The organism is Algiphilus sp. (assembly GCF_965216485.1).
GTDB lineage: Bacteria > Pseudomonadota > Gammaproteobacteria > Nevskiales > Nevskiaceae > Algiphilus.
The window spans coordinates 1,512,913-1,530,347 of record NZ_OZ244162.1; the positions used below are offsets into that span (position 1 = coordinate 1,512,913).

General features: G+C 64.7%; 20 protein-coding genes. 18 read left to right on the forward strand and 2 right to left on the reverse strand.

What is annotated here, in order from left to right:
- Nucleotides 1-24: 24 nt before the first annotated feature.
- Nucleotides 25-792 (reverse strand): YgfZ/GcvT domain-containing protein, encoded by a 768-nt coding sequence (locus ACOOFO_RS06965; RefSeq protein WP_420429306.1) that lies wholly within the window; start codon nt 790-792, stop codon nt 25-27.
- 155 nt (nt 793-947) lie between these two features.
- Between ACOOFO_RS06965 and ACOOFO_RS06970 the strand changes: the two genes are divergently transcribed.
- From ACOOFO_RS06970 to ACOOFO_RS07020, 11 genes are all read left to right on the forward strand, one after another.
- Nucleotides 948-1,160, forward strand: coding sequence for a DUF1674 domain-containing protein (locus tag ACOOFO_RS06970; protein WP_420429308.1), 213 nt, complete (start codon nt 948-950; stop codon nt 1,158-1,160).
- 42 nt (nt 1,161-1,202) lie between these two features.
- On the forward strand, nt 1,203-1,598 hold the full coding sequence (gene sdhC, locus ACOOFO_RS06975; protein WP_420429310.1) for a succinate dehydrogenase, cytochrome b556 subunit: 396 nt from the start codon (nt 1,203-1,205) through the stop codon (nt 1,596-1,598).
- Between the two features lie 27 nt (nt 1,599-1,625).
- Nucleotides 1,626-2,006 carry a succinate dehydrogenase, hydrophobic membrane anchor protein gene (gene sdhD / locus ACOOFO_RS06980; protein WP_420429312.1) on the forward strand — a complete coding sequence of 127 codons (381 nt, stop codon included), beginning with the start codon at nt 1,626-1,628 and terminating at the stop codon, nt 2,004-2,006.
- A gap of 27 nt (nt 2,007-2,033) precedes the next feature.
- Nucleotides 2,034-3,821 (forward strand): succinate dehydrogenase flavoprotein subunit, encoded by a 1,788-nt coding sequence (gene sdhA / locus ACOOFO_RS06985; RefSeq protein ID WP_420429314.1) that lies wholly within the window; start codon nt 2,034-2,036, stop codon nt 3,819-3,821.
- A gap of 19 nt (nt 3,822-3,840) precedes the next feature.
- Entirely contained in the window at nt 3,841-4,614 is a 774-nt protein-coding gene (locus tag ACOOFO_RS06990; protein WP_420429316.1) for a succinate dehydrogenase iron-sulfur subunit, read from the forward strand.
- 85 nt (nt 4,615-4,699) lie between these two features.
- A complete protein-coding gene (locus tag ACOOFO_RS06995; protein WP_420429318.1) occupies nt 4,700-6,052 on the forward strand; it encodes an MATE family efflux transporter in 1,353 nt (450 codons plus the stop codon).
- Nucleotides 6,053-6,130: 78 nt separating this feature from the next.
- Nucleotides 6,131-6,574, forward strand: a complete 444-nt coding sequence (locus tag ACOOFO_RS07000) for an acyl-CoA thioesterase (protein ID WP_420429320.1) — start codon at nt 6,131-6,133, stop codon at nt 6,572-6,574.
- On the forward strand, nt 6,574-7,701 hold the full coding sequence (locus ACOOFO_RS07005; RefSeq protein WP_420429672.1) for a zinc-dependent alcohol dehydrogenase family protein: 1,128 nt from the start codon (nt 6,574-6,576) through the stop codon (nt 7,699-7,701). The genes ACOOFO_RS07000 and ACOOFO_RS07005 overlap by 1 nt, the downstream gene beginning before the upstream one ends.
- Nucleotides 7,702-7,936: 235 nt before the next feature.
- Nucleotides 7,937-8,182: a succinate dehydrogenase assembly factor 2 gene (locus ACOOFO_RS07010; protein WP_420429322.1), complete on the forward strand. Its 246-nt coding sequence runs from the start codon at nt 7,937-7,939 to the stop codon at nt 8,180-8,182.
- Nucleotides 8,160-8,609, forward strand: coding sequence for a hypothetical protein (locus ACOOFO_RS07015; protein WP_420429324.1), 450 nt, complete (start codon nt 8,160-8,162; stop codon nt 8,607-8,609). The genes ACOOFO_RS07010 and ACOOFO_RS07015 overlap by 23 nt, the downstream gene beginning before the upstream one ends.
- Nucleotides 8,609-9,196 carry a lipocalin family protein gene (locus tag ACOOFO_RS07020; protein WP_420429326.1) on the forward strand — a complete coding sequence of 196 codons (588 nt, stop codon included), beginning with the start codon at nt 8,609-8,611 and terminating at the stop codon, nt 9,194-9,196. The genes ACOOFO_RS07015 and ACOOFO_RS07020 overlap by 1 nt, the downstream gene beginning before the upstream one ends.
- Here the strand turns inward: ACOOFO_RS07020 and nadB are convergent, their stop codons facing one another.
- Nucleotides 9,197-10,825, reverse strand: coding sequence for an L-aspartate oxidase (nadB, locus tag ACOOFO_RS07025; protein ID WP_420429328.1), 1,629 nt, complete (start codon nt 10,823-10,825; stop codon nt 9,197-9,199).
- A 155-nt stretch (nt 10,826-10,980) separates the two neighbouring features.
- Here nadB and rpoE point away from each other — a divergent pair, with 155 nt between their 5' ends.
- The 7 genes from rpoE (at nt 10,981) to lepA (ending at nt 17,433) form a co-directional block, all read left to right on the forward strand.
- Nucleotides 10,981-11,574: an RNA polymerase sigma factor RpoE gene (gene rpoE, locus ACOOFO_RS07030; protein ID WP_420429330.1), complete on the forward strand. Its 594-nt coding sequence runs from the start codon at nt 10,981-10,983 to the stop codon at nt 11,572-11,574.
- Nucleotides 11,575-11,691: 117 nt separating this feature from the next.
- Nucleotides 11,692-12,336: a sigma-E factor negative regulatory protein gene (locus tag ACOOFO_RS07035; protein ID WP_420429332.1), complete on the forward strand. Its 645-nt coding sequence runs from the start codon at nt 11,692-11,694 to the stop codon at nt 12,334-12,336.
- Complete coding sequence (locus tag ACOOFO_RS07040; protein WP_420429334.1) at nt 12,333-13,418, forward strand: MucB/RseB C-terminal domain-containing protein; 1,086 nt, start codon at nt 12,333-12,335, stop codon at nt 13,416-13,418. The genes ACOOFO_RS07035 and ACOOFO_RS07040 overlap by 4 nt, the downstream gene beginning before the upstream one ends.
- A complete protein-coding gene (locus ACOOFO_RS07045; RefSeq protein ID WP_420429336.1) occupies nt 13,411-13,884 on the forward strand; it encodes a SoxR reducing system RseC family protein in 474 nt (157 codons plus the stop codon). Before ACOOFO_RS07040 ends, ACOOFO_RS07045 begins: the two co-directional genes overlap by 8 nt.
- Complete coding sequence (locus ACOOFO_RS07050) at nt 13,881-15,314, forward strand: DegQ family serine endoprotease (RefSeq protein ID WP_420429338.1); 1,434 nt, start codon at nt 13,881-13,883, stop codon at nt 15,312-15,314. Before ACOOFO_RS07045 ends, ACOOFO_RS07050 begins: the two co-directional genes overlap by 4 nt.
- Nucleotides 15,311-15,556, forward strand: coding sequence for a glutaredoxin family protein (locus ACOOFO_RS07055; RefSeq protein WP_420429340.1), 246 nt, complete (start codon nt 15,311-15,313; stop codon nt 15,554-15,556). Before ACOOFO_RS07050 ends, ACOOFO_RS07055 begins: the two co-directional genes overlap by 4 nt.
- Before the next feature lie 77 nt (nt 15,557-15,633).
- Nucleotides 15,634-17,433 (forward strand): translation elongation factor 4, encoded by a 1,800-nt coding sequence (gene lepA / locus ACOOFO_RS07060; protein ID WP_420429342.1) that lies wholly within the window; start codon nt 15,634-15,636, stop codon nt 17,431-17,433.
- Nucleotides 17,434-17,435: the final 2 nt, after the last annotated feature.

Consider the following 17,435-nt stretch of genomic DNA (forward strand, 5'->3'; position numbering starts at 1 on the left):
ACGCAGGATCAGGCCCTAGCGGCCCTAGGCGGGATGGGCCGGGTCGAAGTCGCACACCTCCCAGCGCATATCCGCACCTACGATCCAGGCCGGTACCTCCGTGCCGCGCCACACCACCAGCGCCTCGTGGCCCTCGTTGCTGGTCGCGCTGTTGACGACATCGGCCAGGGTCTTGCCATCGCTGTCTTTGATGGCGCTGCCCGCGGGCGGGGCAGCGTGCTGGCCGCGCAAACGCACGGGTACGCGGTTGATGCCGCCACGGTAGTGCAGGCGCGCGATGACTTCCTGACCGGTAAAGCAGCCCTTGCTGAAGGACAGGGCATCAAAATGCTGTAGGCCGAGGTGCTGAGCGACATGGGCTTCGGTCTGTGGCTGGCCTACACAAGGCAAGCCACAAGCGATATCTCCGAGCGCGAAGGCCTGCGGGTTGGGGTGCGGCGATGCCTCGTCCGGCGGCGTGCCGATGCACCACCAGCGCGCATGGTGTCCAGGCGCGCGCAGCCAGAGGGCGTTGGCCTCCTGCCGGCACTGCCACGCGGTGGCGCCATCCCCAGCGGCGGCCGGGCTGGCCTCGATCAGGCCAGTGATGGGGGTCTCAGTATCCAGCTCGAGCTGGACCTTGGAGCGCAGGACGAACATGCGCAGCCGCTGGCACAGCGCTTCGGCAATATCGGCAGCGACCAAGAGGCCAACATCCTCACCCAGCCGGCATACGACCAATGTCGCGATGACGCGACCTTTCGGAGAGTTCACACTGCTCAGGCAGGCGGCATCCGGGGAGAGGTGACGCATGTCATGGCTCAGCTGCCCCTGCAAGAAGGTGTCGCAATCCGCGCCACTGACCCGAATCAGGGCGCCATGGGGAGGGGGGCTTGTCTGCAATGCATTGTTCATAACAGCCTCTACAACTATTGCTGAATTCGCGCAATTTACGGACCATTCGCACCATGACAGAGCACAGAATAGATCCTGAAACTGCCGCTTCGTCGCGGTCCGACGCCAAAGCGGAGGGCGCTGAAACTGGCGTCTCCGAGCGGCAACCGACGTCGGCCTCGGAAACCGGCGATAATACCCGCCCGACAGAGATCGGTGGTCGCCGTGGGCCAGAGCCCACCCGTTATGGTGACTGGGAAAAACAGGGGCGCTGCATCGACTTCTGATCGATCAGCCACGTTCGCTACAACCGAAATTCGAGAGGCACCATGAGCGCTAAACCGTCTCCGGAACGGCCTTTGTCGCCGTTTATGATCGGGCCCTATTACCGGCCCCAGCTGACCTCCATGCTGTCGATCCTCCACCGCATCACCGGAGTGATCAACACCGTGGGCGCCTTCCTGCTGTCGGGCTGGTTGCTGTCGATTGCCAGTGGCGCCGCCGCCTACGATGCCTTCATGGGACACGCCAGTGCCTGGTACGGGCTGTTCTTCCTGTTCGGTTGGACGTGGACGGTGGCCTATCACCTGTGCAACGGGGTGCGCCATCTGTACTGGGATACCGGCCGCGGTTTCGATCTCGATACCGTCTACAAGACGGGTTACGCCGTCATCGCGGGCTCGGTGGTCCTGACCGTTCTGGTCTGGATCGTCGTGCTGATCTAGCCGCCGGCCACGAAAGGAGTTTCTGGTATGAGTCTGCGTTCTCCCTTGTCCCGGGCCCGCGGTCTGGGTGCCTCCAAGCAGGGTACCCACCACTGGTACGTGCAGCGCATTTCGGCGGTGGCAATGCTCCCGCTGATGCTGTGGCTGATCTTCGCGATTGCCGGTCTGGCGGGTAGCGATCACGCCACCGTGGCCGAATGGGTCGCCTCGCCGCTGAATACCACGCTGCTGGTGGTCCTGGTGGCGACCCTGTTCTATCACGCGCTGCTCGGAACCCAGGTGGTCATTGAAGACTACCTGCATCACGAAGGGGTCAAGATGGCGGTGCTGATCGCCACGCGCTTCGCCCTCATCGTGGGCGGCGTCATCGGCGTTGTCGCCGTCCTGAAAACCTCGTTCGGCGCCTAGGCGTCGCACCTGCTGGAGTCTGATTGCATGGCTGCTTACGAGCTGATCCATCACGAATACGATGTCGTCGTTGTTGGCGCCGGTGGTGCCGGCCTGCGCGCGACGGTCGGTCTGGCCGAAGCCGGCTTCAAGACCGCCAATATCACCAAGGTCTTTCCGACGCGTTCACATACCGTGGCTGCGCAGGGCGGTATTTCCGCAGCGCTGGCCAACATGGGCGAAGACGACTGGCGCTGGCACATGTACGACACCATCAAGGGGTCGGACTGGCTGGGTGACCAGGATGCCGTGCAGTACATGTGCCGCGAAGCGATCCCGGCCGTGGTCGAACTCGAGCACTGGGGCGTGCCCTTCTCGCGTACCGAGGAAGGCAAGATCTATCAGCGGCCCTTCGGTGGCATGACCACGCATTACGGCGAGGGCACCGCACAGCGGACCTGCGCGGCGGCGGACCGTACCGGCCACGCCATGCTGCACGCGATGTATCAGCAGTCGCTGAAGTGCCGCGCCCAGTTCTATGTGGAATTCTTCGCCCTCGACCTGATCATGGACGACGATGGCGTCTGTCGGGGCGTGATTGCCTGGGATCTGGCCAACGGCACGCTGCATCGCTTCCGTGCACACCGCGTCATTCTGGCGACCGGCGGTTATGGCCGTGCCTATTTCTCGGCGACCTCCGCGCACACCTGCACGGGTGACGGCAACGGCATGGTGCTGCGCGCCGGCCTGCCAATGCAGGACATGGAGTTCGTACAGTTCCATCCCACCGGCATCTACGGTGCGGGCTGCCTCATCACCGAGGGCGCGCGCGGCGAGGGTGGTTATCTGACCAACTCCGAAGGCGAGCGCTTCATGGAGCGCTATGCGCCGAGCCGCAAGGATCTGGCATCGCGTGACGTCGTGTCACGCTCGATGACCATCGAAATCCGCGAAGGCCGCGGCGTCGGTCCGAACAAGGACCACATCTTCCTGCACCTGGAGCATCTGGGCCCGGAAGTCCTGCACGAGCGTCTGCCCGGCATCACCGAGACCGCCTCCATCTTCTCCGGCGTGGATGCCACCAAGGCGCCGATCCCGGTACTGCCCACCGTGCACTACAACATGGGCGGCATTCCCACGCTGTATACCGGTGAGGTGGTGACCTCGGCCGACGGCGACGAAGACAAGGTGGTTCCGGGGCTGATGGCCGCAGGCGAGGCAGCCTGCGTCTCAGTGCACGGTGCCAACCGGCTGGGTTCAAACTCCCTGCTGGATCTGGTCGTCTTCGGGCGGTCGGTGGCGCTGCGCTGCGCCGAGACCATGAAGCCGAATCAGGCGCACAAGCCGATCTCGAGCGCCTGCGAGGAGCGCATCCTCGACCGCTTCGATCGCCTGCGCAATGCCAGCGGCAGCCGCAGCACGGCCGATGTGCGCGCCGAGATGCAGAAGGTGATGCAGGATCACGCCGCCGTGTTCCGTACCGGCGAGTCGCTCGACGAGGGCATGGACAAGCTCACCAAGACGGCTTCCAGCTTCAATGACATCGCCGTGAGCGATCGCTCGCTGATCTGGAACTCCGATCTGGTCGAGACCCTGGAGCTGGACAACCTGCTCGGCTGTGCGCTGACCACCATGGCCAGTGCCCAGAATCGCAAGGAGTCTCGCGGCGCCCATGCGCGCGAGGATTTCCCCGATCGCGACGACGACAACTGGATGAAGCACAGCCTCTGCTGGCGCACCAGTGACACGGAAACCAAGATCGACTATCGCTCGGTGCACATGTACACCATCGACGATGAGATCGATGTAATCGCGCCGCAGAAGCGCGTTTACTGAACCGCAGGAGCAAAGACCGATGGCCGAACTGAAGCTACCGAAGGGCTCCGTCCCGCAGCCTGGCAAGTTCTATCCCGCCCAGGGCACGAACAAGCGCACCTTCAAGATCTACCGCTACGATCCAGATGGCGGCAGCAATCCGCGTGTCGACACCTATGAAGTCGACATGGACAGCTGCGGGCCGATGGTTCTGGATGCGCTGATCAAGATCAAGAACGAGATCGATCCGACGCTGACTTTCCGTCGTTCCTGCCGCGAGGGCATTTGCGGTAGCTGTGCGATGAATATCGACGGTACCAATACCCTCGCGTGCCTGAAGGGCAATGATGAGGTCGAAGGCGATGTGTCGATCTATCCGCTGCCGCACATGCCGGTGATCAAGGACCTCGTTCCGGATCTGTCGCACTTCTACGCGCAGTACGAATCCATCGAGCCGTGGCTGAAGACTGACACGCCGGCACCGACGCGCGAGCGTCTGCAGTCGCGCGAAGACCGTGCCGAGCTCGACGGTCTCTACGAGTGCATTCTGTGCGCCTGCTGTTCCACCGCCTGCCCGAGCTACTGGTGGAATGGCGACCGCTATCTGGGCCCCGCCATTCTGCTGCAGGCGTATCGCTGGCTGGCGGATTCTCGCGACGAGGCCACCGGCGAGCGTCTGGACAGCCTGGAGGACCCCTTCAAGCTGTATCGCTGCCACACCATCATGAACTGCGCGAAGACCTGCCCCAAGGGGTTGAACCCCGCCAAGGCCATCGCGGAGACCAAGAAGATGCTGCTGGAGCGCACCACCTGAGGGCGCGCTTCCCGCAGCGGTCTGCTGACGCAGGGGCCGCAGGACCATCACGGTCCTGCGGCCCCTGTTTCGTTGGGGGCTGAGAATGGAGCAGGCAGGGGAGGCCGTGCCAGGTCCAGGCTACCGTCGCATCCTGCAGCTGGCGTGGCCCATCATGCTGGCCAACTGCAGCACACCGCTACTTGGCCTGTCGGACACCGCCGTGATCGGCCGCAGCGGCACAACCGCCGAACTCGGTGCCATTGCACTGGGCGCCTTGCTGTTCAGCTTTCTGTATTGGGGTTTCGGTTTCCTGCGCATGGGAACCACCGGTTTTGCCGCGCGCGCCGATGGCGAGCAGGACGAGGCCGAAGTGCGTGCCAGCATCCAGCGTGCCTTGCTGCTGAGCCTGCTGCTGGCATCGGGTCTGCTCCTGCTGCAGCGACCGCTGATCGATCTGGCCCTGGCGTTGTTCGGTGCCAGCGACAGCGTGGAGACGCTGACAGCGGATTACTTCGCATGGCGCATCTGGGGCGCGCCGGCCGCATTGGCGCTCTACGCCTTGATGGGCCTGTTCATCGGTCTTGGGCAGACCCGCTGGATCCTGCTGGTGCAGCTCAGCCTGAACGGGCTCAACATCCTGCTCGATATCCTCTTCGCTGGTGTACTGGGCTGGGGGGTGCGCGGCATTGCCATCGGCACCGCGTTGGCTGAATGGCTGGCACTGCTGCTCGCGCTCATGCTGGCACTGCGTCTGCTGCGTGCGCGGCACCAGGACGGCGCGCCATTCCTGGTCTGGAGCCGGCTGCGCGACGGGCGGCGCTGGCGTCAGACCCTTACGGCCAACGGCGACATCATGCTGCGGACGCTGCTGATGCTGTCGGCCTTCGCCTGGTTCACCAATCAGGGCGCCCGCTTCGGCGATGTGACCCTGGCGGCCAACCACGTCCTGTTGCAGTTCATCAGCTTCAGCGCCTTCTTCCTGGATGGTTATGCGCATGCCGTGGAGCCCTTGGTGGGACGCGCCCTGGGCGGACGGCGACTCGATATTCTGCGCGCGGCGGCGCGCCGCTCCACCCATCTCGCGGCCGCCACCGCCATGCTGCTGGCGCTTGCTGTCCTGCTCGCGGGTGGTCTGGCCATCACCGGGCTGACCGCCATCGAGGCGGTGCGCAGTGAAGCCGAGCGCTATCTGCCCTTTGCGGCCGCCTATGTGCTGCTGTCCTTTGCCGCCTTTCAGCTTGATGGCATCTTCATCGGTGCAGGCTGGACGCGTGCGATGCGCAACGGCTCGCTGGCCGCGGTCGCTGCCTTCCTCGCCACCGCGATGATGCTGGTACCGGTGCTGGGCAATGCGGGGCTCTGGCTGGCCTTCATCGGCTATGTCGTCTACCGCGCCCTGACCTTGGCTGCCTACTTGCCGATCCTGCTGCCTCAGCGCGCAGAGGGCACGGCATGATGCGCGCGCACGCGGCGCGCGGGCGGTGGAAATCAAGCTAGGATCGTGCCCCGAGGACAAGAACGAAGGAGACCTTACGTGGCGGAAGCGCGCCAACTGGAAGACTACCCGCATCGCCTCAGCATTCCGACGCGGTGGAAGGACAATGACGTCTATGGCCACGTCAACAACGTCGAGTACTACAGTTTCTTCGATACGGTCATCAACACCTATCTGATCCGGGAAGGCGGCCTGGATATTCACGCTGGGCCGGTCATCGGCCTGTGCGTCAGTTCGAGCTGCCAGTTCACGGCGCCCCTGGCCTTCCCCGAGGTCGTGGAAGCGGGCCTGGCGGTGGACCGCATCGGAAGCAGCAGCGTGACCTACGCCATCGGGCTGTTCGCGGACGGAGGCAGTACGCAGGCGGCGACCGGTCACTTCGTGCATGTCTTTGTGGACCGTGGCAGCCGGCGGCCAACGGCGATTCCCGAGACGATCCGTGCGGCGCTCGACGCGTTGCACGGAGGCGAGGAGGCAGCATGATCGAAACACGCGGTGCGGTATTGCGCAGCATGGGGGCAAATACCCCCTATGCCGATTCCAAGCCATTGCGCGTCGAACCCTTGCAGCTGGAGCCGCCTGGGCCGGGCGAGCTGCTGGTGCGGGTGCGGGCCGCCGGCGTCTGCCACTCGGATCTGTCGGTGGTGAATGGATCGCGTCCACGGCCGGTGCCGATGGTGCTGGGTCATGAGGCGGCCGGAGATATCGAGGCGGTGGGCGCCGGCGTCACCGATTTCTCGGTGGGCGATCGGGTGGTGTTCTCCTTCGTGCCTTCCTGCGGTCGCTGCAGCTTCTGCGCCGAGGGCCGCCCGGTGCTGTGCGCGCCGGGCGCCGCAGCCAATGCGGCGGGTACGCTGCTCTCCGGTGCGCGCCGCTGGCGCGACGCCGAAGGCCAGAGCTGCCATCACCACCTGGGCGTATCTGCCTTCGCCGAGTACACCGTGGTCTCGGAACGCTCGGCCGTACGCATCGACCCGGACTTGCCGGTCGAAGTGGCGGCGCTGTTTGGCTGTGCGGTCATGACCGGGGTCGGCGCGGCGGTCAATACCGCTTCGGTCCGTCCGGGCGAGTCAGTGGTGATCTACGGCATGGGCGGTGTGGGCCTGGCCGCGCTGCTGGGCGCGGTGGCGGCCGGTGCCTGGCCGATCGTCGCCGTGGATCCGGTAGCAGAGAAGCTGGCCCTGGCGCAGCGGCTCGGGGCCAGTCATGTCGTGCAAGCGCGCGATGAAGACGCCTTGGCGCAGATCCGCAACATCACGGGCGGTGGCGCGGACTATGCGCTGGAAACGGTGGGTAGCGAGAAGGTGCTGGAACAGGCCTATTTCGCCACCGGGCGCGGGGGCACCACGGTCACCGTCGGCCTGCCGCATCCGGAGCGGATGCTGCAGATTCCCGCGGTCAGTCTCGTCGCCGAGGAGCGCAGCCTGCGTGGCAGCTACATGGGATCGGCCGTGGTCAGCCGGGATGTGCCGCGCTTCCTGGCGCTGTACCGGGCGGGGCGGCTGCCGGTGCACGAGCTGTTGACGCATCGCCTTGCGCTGGATGACATCAACCTCGCCTTCGACCGGCTGGCGCGCGCCGAGGCCGTGCGCCAGGTCATCCTGCTCTAGGGTCTGTTCACACGCAGTCGGTCGTGGCGAATCCGACGGATGCGGCCCGTATGCGCGCGCTGCCGCGTCCTTCGTCGCTCATGGTCGTCAAGTCCATCGCGCTCCTTACTCCTTGCGCTGCACGCATACGGACTCGCGCGCCGCGATCGACTGGGTGTGAACTGGCCCTAGACCGCAGCGGCGGAGGCGCTGGACAGCGCAGGGGGTGGGGCAGGGGCGCCGTTATACTGCGCCTATGACCGAACCATCGCTTCCCCGCGAACTCCGCTGGCGCCTCCGCCGTGGCATGAAGGAGCTCGATCTCGTGTTCACGCGTTGGGCCGAGGACCGCTACGCGGAGGCTTCCGACGAGGCGCGGCAGGCCTTCCACGCATTGCTGGACCATGAGGATCCCGACCTGTGGTCGTGGCTGATGGGCCACCGACCGCCACCGCCGGGAATGATCGCGGACATGATCGATGAACTCCGGCGTTACCGCTGATATTCCACTACGGCCCAGTGTGCGCGGGTTGACCATTCTCAGCGCCCTGCACGCGGTCACGCTCTTGCTGTTGATGGGAAGCATGCCGGACGGGGAGGGCATGGTGGCCGTGGCCCTGCTCGTTGGGTTGTCATGGATGCTAACGCGTCGCCACCCCGCATTGGGTTTCGGCAAGCGCGCGCTGCAGCGCGTCGTTGCCCATGCCGACGGCCGCTGGCAGGTGGACTGTGGTGGCGGCCTCGTTGATGCCCGCCTGCATCCGCTCAGCGTGGTCGGCGGTCGATTCCCGGTACTGCGCTTTCGCCTGACAGGTGGCGGCAGCACGTTGCGCATCCTGCTCGGCGACGAATGTGCAGCGGAACATGCCCGGCTGCTGCGCACCGCACTGCTGCATGCGGGCCCTTCCACGTCTTCGGAGTCATCCTGATGCATCGCCTGCTTGCCGTTGTCCTCTCCGCGCTGGTGCTCGCTGGGTGCGCCTCCGCTCCCAAGGACGCACCCCCGCTGCCGCGCGCCCAGGATGTCGACCTGGAGCGTTTCATGGGCGACTGGTACGTCATCGCCCACGTCCCGCTGCCGCCCGAGAAAGAGGCCTTCAATGCCGTCGAGCGCTATGCGTTGTGTGCCGATGGGCGTGTGGAGACCGTGTTCCGCTATCGCGATGGCGGCTTCGAGGCGCCCCTCGAAATCACGCGCCCGACGGGCTATCCCGGCGTGGATGGCGATCCGGCGGAGTGGGGCATGTCCTTCATCTGGCCGTTTCGCGCCGAGTTCATCATTGCCTGGCTCGACGCCGACTACGACAGCACCATCATCGCGCGTACGCGTCGCGACTACGCCTGGCTGATGCATCGTGCACCGGTGATGCCAACGGAGCGGAAAGTGGAAGCGCTGGCGCGGCTGGAGGCCATGGGCTACGCGCCCGAGGACGTGCGCATGGTGCCCCAACGCTGGCCCGAAGCGGACGGTCTGGAAGCACCGGGTCCGGCATCCCTGCCGCAGTGCGAGGACTGACTAGGAGGCCATCCTCGACGCGGCAATGGGGCGCAGGTGGGCACGTCCGTCTACCGGAGAAACGATGGACCACCGCGCATCGTCATGCTGCTGCGGGTGATTGGTCGTGAAGTGCAGGCCACGGCTTTCGTCCCGCGCGATGGCCGAGCGCACGATGAGATCGGCAACGGTGACCAGATTGCGCAGTTCGATCAAGTCCGGGCTGATGTGGAAGTTGCCGTAGAACTCTTCGATTTCCCGCTGTAACAGGGCAACGCGGTTGGCTGCGCGGGAGAGGCGCTTGTCGGTGCGTACGATGCCGACGTAATCCCACATGAAGCGCCGAAGTTCCTGCCAGTTGTGGGAGATCACGACATCTTCATCGGAATCCGTCACGCGCGAGGCGTCCCAGGCGGGCAGCTGCTGGGTGGTCGCCGGCCGGGCGCGGCGCTGGATATCGTTGGCCGCGCCTTCGGCCATGACCAGACACTCCAGCAATGAATTGGAGGCCATGCGGTTGGCACCGTGCAAGCCGGTACATGCCACCTCGCCGATGGCGTACAGGCCATCCAGATCGGTATGGCCGTGCACATCGGTGAGCACGCCCCCGCAGGTGTAGTGCGCTGCCGGTACCACCGGAATCGGCTGACGCGTGATATCGATGCCGAGCTCCGCGCAGCGTGCGTGGATGGAGGGAAAGTGCGAGCGAATGAAGTCCGCATCGCGATGCGAGATATCCAGCCAGACATGGTCGATGCCCAGGCGCTTCATCTCGTGGTCGATGGCGCGCGCGACGATGTCGCGCGGCGCCAGTTCCTCCCGCGGGTCGAAGCGCCCCATGAAGCGGCTGCCATCGGGCAGCGTCAGATGGGCCCCCTCGCCGCGCAGCGCCTCGGTGATCAGAAAGGAACGCGCGTTGGGGTGGTAGAGGCAGGTCGGGTGGAACTGCATGAATTCCATATTCGCCACCCGGCAGCCTGCCCGCCAGGCCATGGCAATGCCGTCGCCGCTGGCGCCGTGCGGATTGCTCGAATACAGATAGACCATATTCGCGCCGCCTGTAGCCAGTACGACCGCGCCCGCGGCGATGGGAAAGACATCGTGGCTGTTGACATCCATGAGGTAGGCGCCGATGACGCCATCGGCGCGGCTTCCGCGGATGAGATCGACCGCAAAGGCATGCTCGCGCACCGTGATGCGCGGTTCCGCGGCCACCAGTTCAGCCAGGGTGGTTTCCACTGCCGCGCCGGTGGCATCCGCGGCATGCACGATGCGGCGGAACGAATGGCCGCCCTCCCGCGTCAGATGCAAGCGGGGTTCGCTGCCTTGCGGGCCTTCGGGGTCGGCGGTGAATTGTACGCCGCGTTCCACCAGCCATTCGATGCAGGCTGGCCCGCGCGCGACGATATGGCGCACCATGTCCGGATCGCACAGGCCGCCGCCGGCGTCGACCGTGTCCTGCATGTGGGCATCGAGCGAGTCGGCGGCGTCCAGCACGGCGGAGATGCCGCCCTGCGCCCAGAGCGTGGCGCCGGAGCGCAGTCGGCTCTTGGAAACGACGGTGCAATGCATTCCGGCCTGTGCCAGCCGCAAGGCGCACGTCAGGCCGGCCGCGCCGCTGCCCAGGATGAGGACGTCTGTCGTCTGCACGGAGGAAATGATGCGAAGGGTGGGCTGTTGCGCCAACAGGAGTTGCTACACTCTAGCGCGCCTGCAGTCCGCAGGGGGGCGGCACTGTTGCAGCATTTTGACAGGTTTTCCATGAACGCTGACGCACAACGTGCGCGTCACACCAACCGCGCACGATGAAAGAAGAGCTACTCGATGAGGAACTGGTGCGAAGGGCGCAAGAGGGGGAACAACGCGCCTTCGACCTGCTCGTCCTTCGGCACCAGAGCAAGGTGCTGCAGCTCGTGTCGCGGTTTGTCGGCGAGGCCGATGCCCCCGACGTGGCACAGGACGCCTTCATCAAGGCCTATCGCGCGCTGCCCAACTTCAAGGGCCAGTCGGCCTTCTATACCTGGCTGTATCGCATCGCGATCAACACCGCGAAGAATCAACTGGTCTCGCGCAAGCGGCGTCCGCAGGGTCAGGATATCGACGTGCAGGATGCCGAGCTCTATGGCCATACCGAGCAGATGAGTGACATCGATACACCGGAGTCGCATCTGCTCACCAGTGAAATTCAGCAGGCAGTCTCTGACGCGATTGCCCAGCTGCCGGACGACCTGCGTCAGGCGATCACCCTGCGGGAGCTCGAAGGGCTCTCTTACGAGGAGATCGCCGAAGCGATGGATTGTCCGATTGGAACGGTCCGCTCACGGATATTTCGGGCACGTGCCGTTGTCGATGAAGTACTGGCGCCGCTCATTGATCGGCCTTCCCAGAGATCGACATGAGGCACACCTGATGTCAGACGGACAGAAATTCCCGGGCGCGGCGGAACTTTATCGCATCGATGTGGTTTATCTGACATCATCCGCACGTGCGCGTCTTCAGCGAGGAAGCTAGGCGGTATGCAGCAAACTGACGAACTGTTTTCGGCATTGCTTGACGGCGAACTGGCATCGGAAGACATCGATGCCCTGATTGAGAGCCTCGATCACGATCCCACAAGCGCCGGTGCCGTCACCCGATGGAGCAGCATCGGGGTGATGATGCGAGGCCAGACCCGCCTGTCCGCACGAACCGACCTCCTCGAAGGCGTACGCGAAGCGATCGCCACCGAGGCGGCCGACCACCAGAATCCCAAGGTAACCGCCATCGCGTCGCGTCGCCCGACACGCCGCTGGGCCTTGCCGGTGACCGGCCTGGCTGCGGCGGCCAGCATTGCGGTTGCAGCCCTTGTGCTCCCTGTCGTCTGGCAGGGCACACCTTCCGCCGGGACGGCCGAAGAGGTGCCGCAAATCTCGGGTAGCGGCGCTTTTGCCAGCACGCCTTCCCTGCAGAACAGCGTCGCTCAGGCACGACCCGATACCAATGCCGCCGGCGCGCGCTCCGGCAGTCGGGAAGGCTTCAATGCCCTACCAGTGGGCGATGAACGGCTGAATACCTACTACATCGAATACGCTGGGCACCGCAGTGCGCAGGGCATTGGCGGTCCGCTTGGCTATGCACGTTACGCTGCGCATAACGCGGACTTCAATCAACGCACCCGATGATGCGCGCAACGGTCGCGATGCTGCTGACCCTGGTCACCACCAGCGGATTCGGCAGCGACGACAATGCTGATCCTGCGAAGTTGCTCGTTCGCATGAGCGAGGCCGTGCGGCAGACCACCTACGCCGGTACGGTGGTTTACCAGACGGATACCCGCATGGAGAGCCTGCGCGTCATTCACGAGTACCGCGATGGGTCGGTACGCGAGCGGTTGGTGTCATTGACTGGCGACGCGCGCGAGATCTACCGCAACAACGAGGAAGTCATCTGCGTGCTTCCCCAGCAGCGCATGGTGACCATCGACCAGCGCGCCCATCAGGCGGCCAGCCTGCTGCCTTCGCTTCGGCGCGACAATATCGCCTCGCTGAACGAGCGTTACGACTTCGAACACCTTGGTGACGAGCGCATCGCCGGCCGACTGAGTGTGGGGGTGCTGGTTTCGCCGCGCGACGACATGCGCTATGGCTATGAATACTGGCTTGACCGCGAGACCCATCTCCCGCTGCGTGTGGTCGTGCTCGACGCGGAGCAACAGCGCATCGAGCAGATGATGTTCACCGATGTGGCCTACGCCGAGCGTTTTGACGACGCGCTGTTCCAGCGCGATGCGGATACCGAAGGCTATCGCGTGGTGCGCCATGCGGATGAGTCGCCGCGCCTGCGCGTGCCGGCACGCTGGTCGGTGGCACAGGTACCGCCGGGCTTCCGCAAGATTTCCCATTCGGTACGCAAAGGCGCAGACGACCGCGTGCCGGTGGAACATTTCCTGTTCACGGATGGGTTAGCCACGATTTCGGTCTACGGTGCCAATAGCGCGGACGGTAACCTCCAGGACGTCCGTGCCGCGCATTCCCGCATGGGCGCACTGAACGTTGTGTCTCGGGTGATTGATGGACACCAGGTCACTGTCGTTGGTGAAGTGCCGGCACGCACCGTAGAGTGGGTGGCTGAGCGGTTGCAGCTCGCCTCGGTCGAGGCGCATGCAGGAGCCGCGCTCGAACCCATGCTGCCGGCAGACAATGACGCGGAAGGCGCCGGCAGTCCCTCCGAGGAACAGGCTATGCCCGAAACGCAGGATGATTGAAGAACGCGCCATCGTCACAAGTGTCGACGGAGAGCAGATCTTCATCCAGGCCCTCAATATGGGTAACTGCCAGCGCTGCGCAGAAGGGCGGGGCTGTGGCGGCGGCCTGCTGGGCCGGCTGGCGCGTCATCGCCAGTATTCGATTCCCGCCACGAGCCAGGTCAAGGGCCTGCAAGCCGGCGATGCCGTGGTGGTGGGCATTGGTGGCGATGCGCTGCTGCGCGCGTCGGCCATGGTCTACCTCCTTCCCCTGGTCGGCATGATCGCGCTTGGCGCCTTTGCCAGCGTCGTACTCAATGCCGGCGACTTGCTGGTCGCGGGCTTCTCGGTCAGCGGCCTGGCCGCCGGCTTGTTGATGGTGCACTGGAAGAGCCGCAGTCTTGATGCGCGTCACTTCCGGCCCGTCATCCTGCGCAAGGATCGCTTCGGCGCGGACAGTTGTCCGCGTCTCACCGAAACATCATGATTTTTCTTGGGAGAGTGTCTGTGCTCCGTCATTGTTGGCCCCTGCTGTTTGTTGCTCTTGCCGCCTGCTCGTCGGAGCCCGCGCCGCCTGCCGGTCAGTTGCCGGATTTTTCGCACATTGCGCGCAATGCCGGCCCTTCGGTGGTGAATATCGCCACCGTGACCCGCAATGGCGGCAAGGAGGGGCAGCAACTGCCCTTTGGACTGGAGGAAAGCCCCTTCGGTGACTGGTTCCGGGATCACTTCGGGGAGGGGCAGGGTGAGGGCAGCGGCCCACCGTCACGGTCCCTGGGTTCCGGCTTCGTGCTCTGGGAAGAGGGCTATGTCCTCACCAACCACCACGTGGTACGCAACGCCGACGAGATCATCGTCCGCTTCAAGGATCGCCGCGAGGAAGTGGCCACCTTGGTCGGCAGCGACGAGCGTTCGGACCTGGCGCTGCTCAAGATCAAGCGCGACGACCTCGACCCGGTCGAGATCGGCAATAGCGAATCGCTGGAAGTCGGCAACTGGGTGGTGGCTATTGGCTCGCCCTTCGGATTCGAGCAGACGGTGACGGCCGGGATCGTCTCTGCCAAGGGGCGGAGCCTGTCGAGTGGCCAGTACGTGCCCTTCATCCAGACCGATGTCGCCATCAATCAGGGCAACAGCGGGGGGCCGCTTTTCAACCTCGACGGCGAGGTGGTCGGCATCAACTCGCAGATCTACAGCCGTACCGGTGGGTATCAGGGCATTTCCTTCGCGATTCCCATCGACATGGCGATTTCGGTGGCCGAACAGCTGCGTGATGATGGCAGTGTGGCCCGAGGTTGGCTGGGCGTGGTGATCCAGGAAGTCACGCGCGAGCTTGCCATGTCCTTCGGGCTGGACCGTCCGCGCGGTGCGCTGGTTTCCCGCGTACTGCCCGACGGGCCGGCTGCCAAGGCAGGTCTGCGCGAAGGCGACGTCATTCTTTCCTTTGGTGGCGAAGACATTCCGCGATCGGCGGCCTTGCCCGCGGTGGTCGGCGCCATCAAGCCCGGCGAAGAGGTCGAAGTCGTGCTCATGCGCAATGGTGAGCGCATGAAGCTGGACGTCACCGTGGACGAACTCAACGAGGAGGCCATGCGCGACGGCCCGGGCCCGCTACCCGAGCCACCGAGCGAGCCGACCGTGCTGGGCATGCGGGTCGAGCCGATGGATGCCGACACGCGCGAGCGCGAAGACGTGCTCGACGGTGGCGTGCGGGTGGCCGAAGTCAAGGGCGGCCCTGCGGCCGCCGCCGGCATCCGTTCCGGGGACATCATCCTGCGCGTGGCGGGCAATGCTGTGGACTCGGTGTCCCGGTTGCGTGAGGTGGTGGAACGACTGACGCCTGGTACATCCGCCCCCTTCCTGATTCAGCGCGGTGGCTCGCCGCTGTTCATTGCGGTGCCGATTCCGGAGCAGTGATTCCTCGACTGCTGACCCGCACGGGCTGTTGCCTGTGCGACCAGTTCCACGAGGCGTGGCGGGCTGCCTTTCCGGGCGTGTCGCTCGACCACGTGGATATCGACCGCTGGCCGGAGCTGCGCGAGCGCTATGGCGCGCGCATCCCGGTCTTGCTCGACGGCAATGACGCGGTTGTCTGCGAGGGGCACTTCGATGAGGAAGCCTGCGCTGCCCTCGTGCATACCATGACGGGGCCCCGATAGCGAAGGGCCGGGCCCCCATCTGTGCGTATAATCGCGTGCTATTTTGCCCGTCGCCCGGTAGCACCGCGCTGGAGTCCATGCAGCAGACGCACATCCGCAATTTCTCCATCATCGCGCACATCGACCATGGGAAATCCACCCTGGCCGACCGCTTCATCCAGCTCTGTCATGGGCTGGAAGAGCGGGAGATGCAGGATCAGGTGCTGGACAGCAACCCGATCGAACGGGAGCGCGGCATCACGATCAAGTCGCAGGCGATCACCCTCAGCTACGACGCGCGCGACGGGCAGACCTATCAGCTCAACCTGATCGACACGCCCGGGCATGTCGACTTCTCCTATGAAGTGTCGCGCTCGCTCGCTTCTTGCGAAGGTGCCTTGCTGATCGTCGACGCGTCACAGGGTGTGGAAGCCCAGACCGTGGCCAATTGCTATACGGCGGTGGATCAGGATCTCGAAGTCGTCACCGTGCTCAACAAGGTCGATCTGCCCAATGCCGACTGCGAGCGCGTCATCGACGAAATCGAGGACATCATCGGCATCGAGGCCCAGGACGCCTTGCGCATCTCTGCAAAGACAGGCGAGGGGGTCACCGAGGTGCTCGAAGCCATCGTGCAGCGCGTGCCGCCGCCCGATGGCGACCCGAAGGAAGTGGTACAGGCGCTGATCATCGACTCCTGGTTCGACAATTACCTGGGTGTGATCTCGCTGGTGCGCGTCATGCACGGGCGGCTGCACCGCGGGCAGCGGATTCGCGTCATGGCCACCGGCCGCGACCATGAAGTCACCATGCTGGGGCGGAACACCCCGAAGCGCGTGGAACTGGACGCGCTGGAGACCGGGGAGGTGGGCTTCGTGGTGGCCGGTATCAAGGATATCGACGGCGCGCCGGTCGGCGACACGCTGACCGATGCGCAGCGCCCTTGCGCCAAGCGTCTGCCTGGGTTTCGGGAGATCCAGCCGCGCGTCTTCGCCGGTATCTTCCCGGTGTCGTCGGACGATTTCGAGGATCTGCGCGATGCCCTCGGCAAGCTGCGGCTGAATGACGCCGCGCTATCCTACGAGCCGGAGTCATCCAGTGCGCTCGGCTTCGGCTTCCGCTGCGGCTTTCTGGGCATGTTGCACATGGAGATCGTGCAGGAGCGTCTCGAGCGCGAGTACGACCTGAATCTGATCACCACCGCGCCCTCGGTGGTCTATGAATGCGCACTCAGCGACGGTTCCACCAAGAGTGTGCAGAACCCGGCCGAACTGCCCGACATCTCCAGCGTGGATGAGCTGCGTGAGCCGATCATCACGGCGCGCATTCTCATGCCGCAGCACTGCATCGGCTCGGTCATGCAGCTGTGCATGGAAAAGCGCGCCGGCGAGCCGGAATTGCACTATCACGGCAGTCAGGTGCAGATGGTGGTCGACATGCCGCTGGCCGAGGTGGTGCTCGATTTCTTCGACCGGCTGAAGAGCGTGTCACGCGGCTATGCCAGCTTCGAATACGACTTCAAGTGCTTCGTCGGCGCCAACCTCGTGCGCCTGGACGTACTGGTCAATGGCGAACGCGTGGATGCCTTGTCGACGATCTGCCACCGCGATATGGCCTACGATCGCGGGCGCTCGCTGTGCGAACGCATGCAGGAGCTGATTCCGCGCCAGATGTTCGATGTCGCCATTCAGGCCGCCATCGGTTCGCGCATCCTCGCCCGGACAACCGTCAAGGCCCTGCGCAAGAATGTGCTCGCCAAGTGCTACGGTGGCGACGTCTCACGGAAGAGAAAGCTGCTCGAAAAGCAGAAAGAGGGGAAAAAGCGCATGAAACAGGTGGGGAATGTCGAGATTCCGCAGTCCGCCTTCCTGGCCATTCTGAACGTCGACCGAAAGTAATC

Coding starts and splice junctions, on each gene's coding strand:
- ACOOFO_RS07035 (WP_420429332.1), top strand. CDS start 11,692: ATGCAGCAAACTGACGAACTGTTTTCGGCATTGCTTGACGGCGAACTG.
- ACOOFO_RS07020 (WP_420429326.1), top strand. CDS start 8,609: ATGCATCGCCTGCTTGCCGTTGTCCTCTCCGCGCTGGTGCTCGCTGGG.
- ACOOFO_RS07015 (WP_420429324.1), top strand. CDS start 8,160: ATGAACTCCGGCGTTACCGCTGATATTCCACTACGGCCCAGTGTGCGC.
- sdhC (WP_420429310.1), top strand. CDS start 1,203: ATGAGCGCTAAACCGTCTCCGGAACGGCCTTTGTCGCCGTTTATGATC.
- ACOOFO_RS06965 (WP_420429306.1), bottom strand. CDS start 792: ATGCGTCACCTCTCCCCGGATGCCGCCTGCCTGAGCAGTGTGAACTCT.
- ACOOFO_RS07010 (WP_420429322.1), top strand. CDS start 7,937: ATGACCGAACCATCGCTTCCCCGCGAACTCCGCTGGCGCCTCCGCCGT.
- rpoE (WP_420429330.1), top strand. CDS start 10,981: ATGAAAGAAGAGCTACTCGATGAGGAACTGGTGCGAAGGGCGCAAGAG.
- ACOOFO_RS06990 (WP_420429316.1), top strand. CDS start 3,841: ATGGCCGAACTGAAGCTACCGAAGGGCTCCGTCCCGCAGCCTGGCAAG.
- ACOOFO_RS07045 (WP_420429336.1), top strand. CDS start 13,411: ATGATTGAAGAACGCGCCATCGTCACAAGTGTCGACGGAGAGCAGATC.
- ACOOFO_RS07040 (WP_420429334.1), top strand. CDS start 12,333: ATGATGCGCGCAACGGTCGCGATGCTGCTGACCCTGGTCACCACCAGC.
- ACOOFO_RS06995 (WP_420429318.1), top strand. CDS start 4,700: ATGGAGCAGGCAGGGGAGGCCGTGCCAGGTCCAGGCTACCGTCGCATC.
- sdhD (WP_420429312.1), top strand. CDS start 1,626: ATGAGTCTGCGTTCTCCCTTGTCCCGGGCCCGCGGTCTGGGTGCCTCC.
- sdhA (WP_420429314.1), top strand. CDS start 2,034: ATGGCTGCTTACGAGCTGATCCATCACGAATACGATGTCGTCGTTGTT.
- ACOOFO_RS06970 (WP_420429308.1), top strand. CDS start 948: ATGACAGAGCACAGAATAGATCCTGAAACTGCCGCTTCGTCGCGGTCC.
- lepA (WP_420429342.1), top strand. CDS start 15,634: ATGCAGCAGACGCACATCCGCAATTTCTCCATCATCGCGCACATCGAC.
- ACOOFO_RS07050 (WP_420429338.1), top strand. CDS start 13,881: ATGATTTTTCTTGGGAGAGTGTCTGTGCTCCGTCATTGTTGGCCCCTG.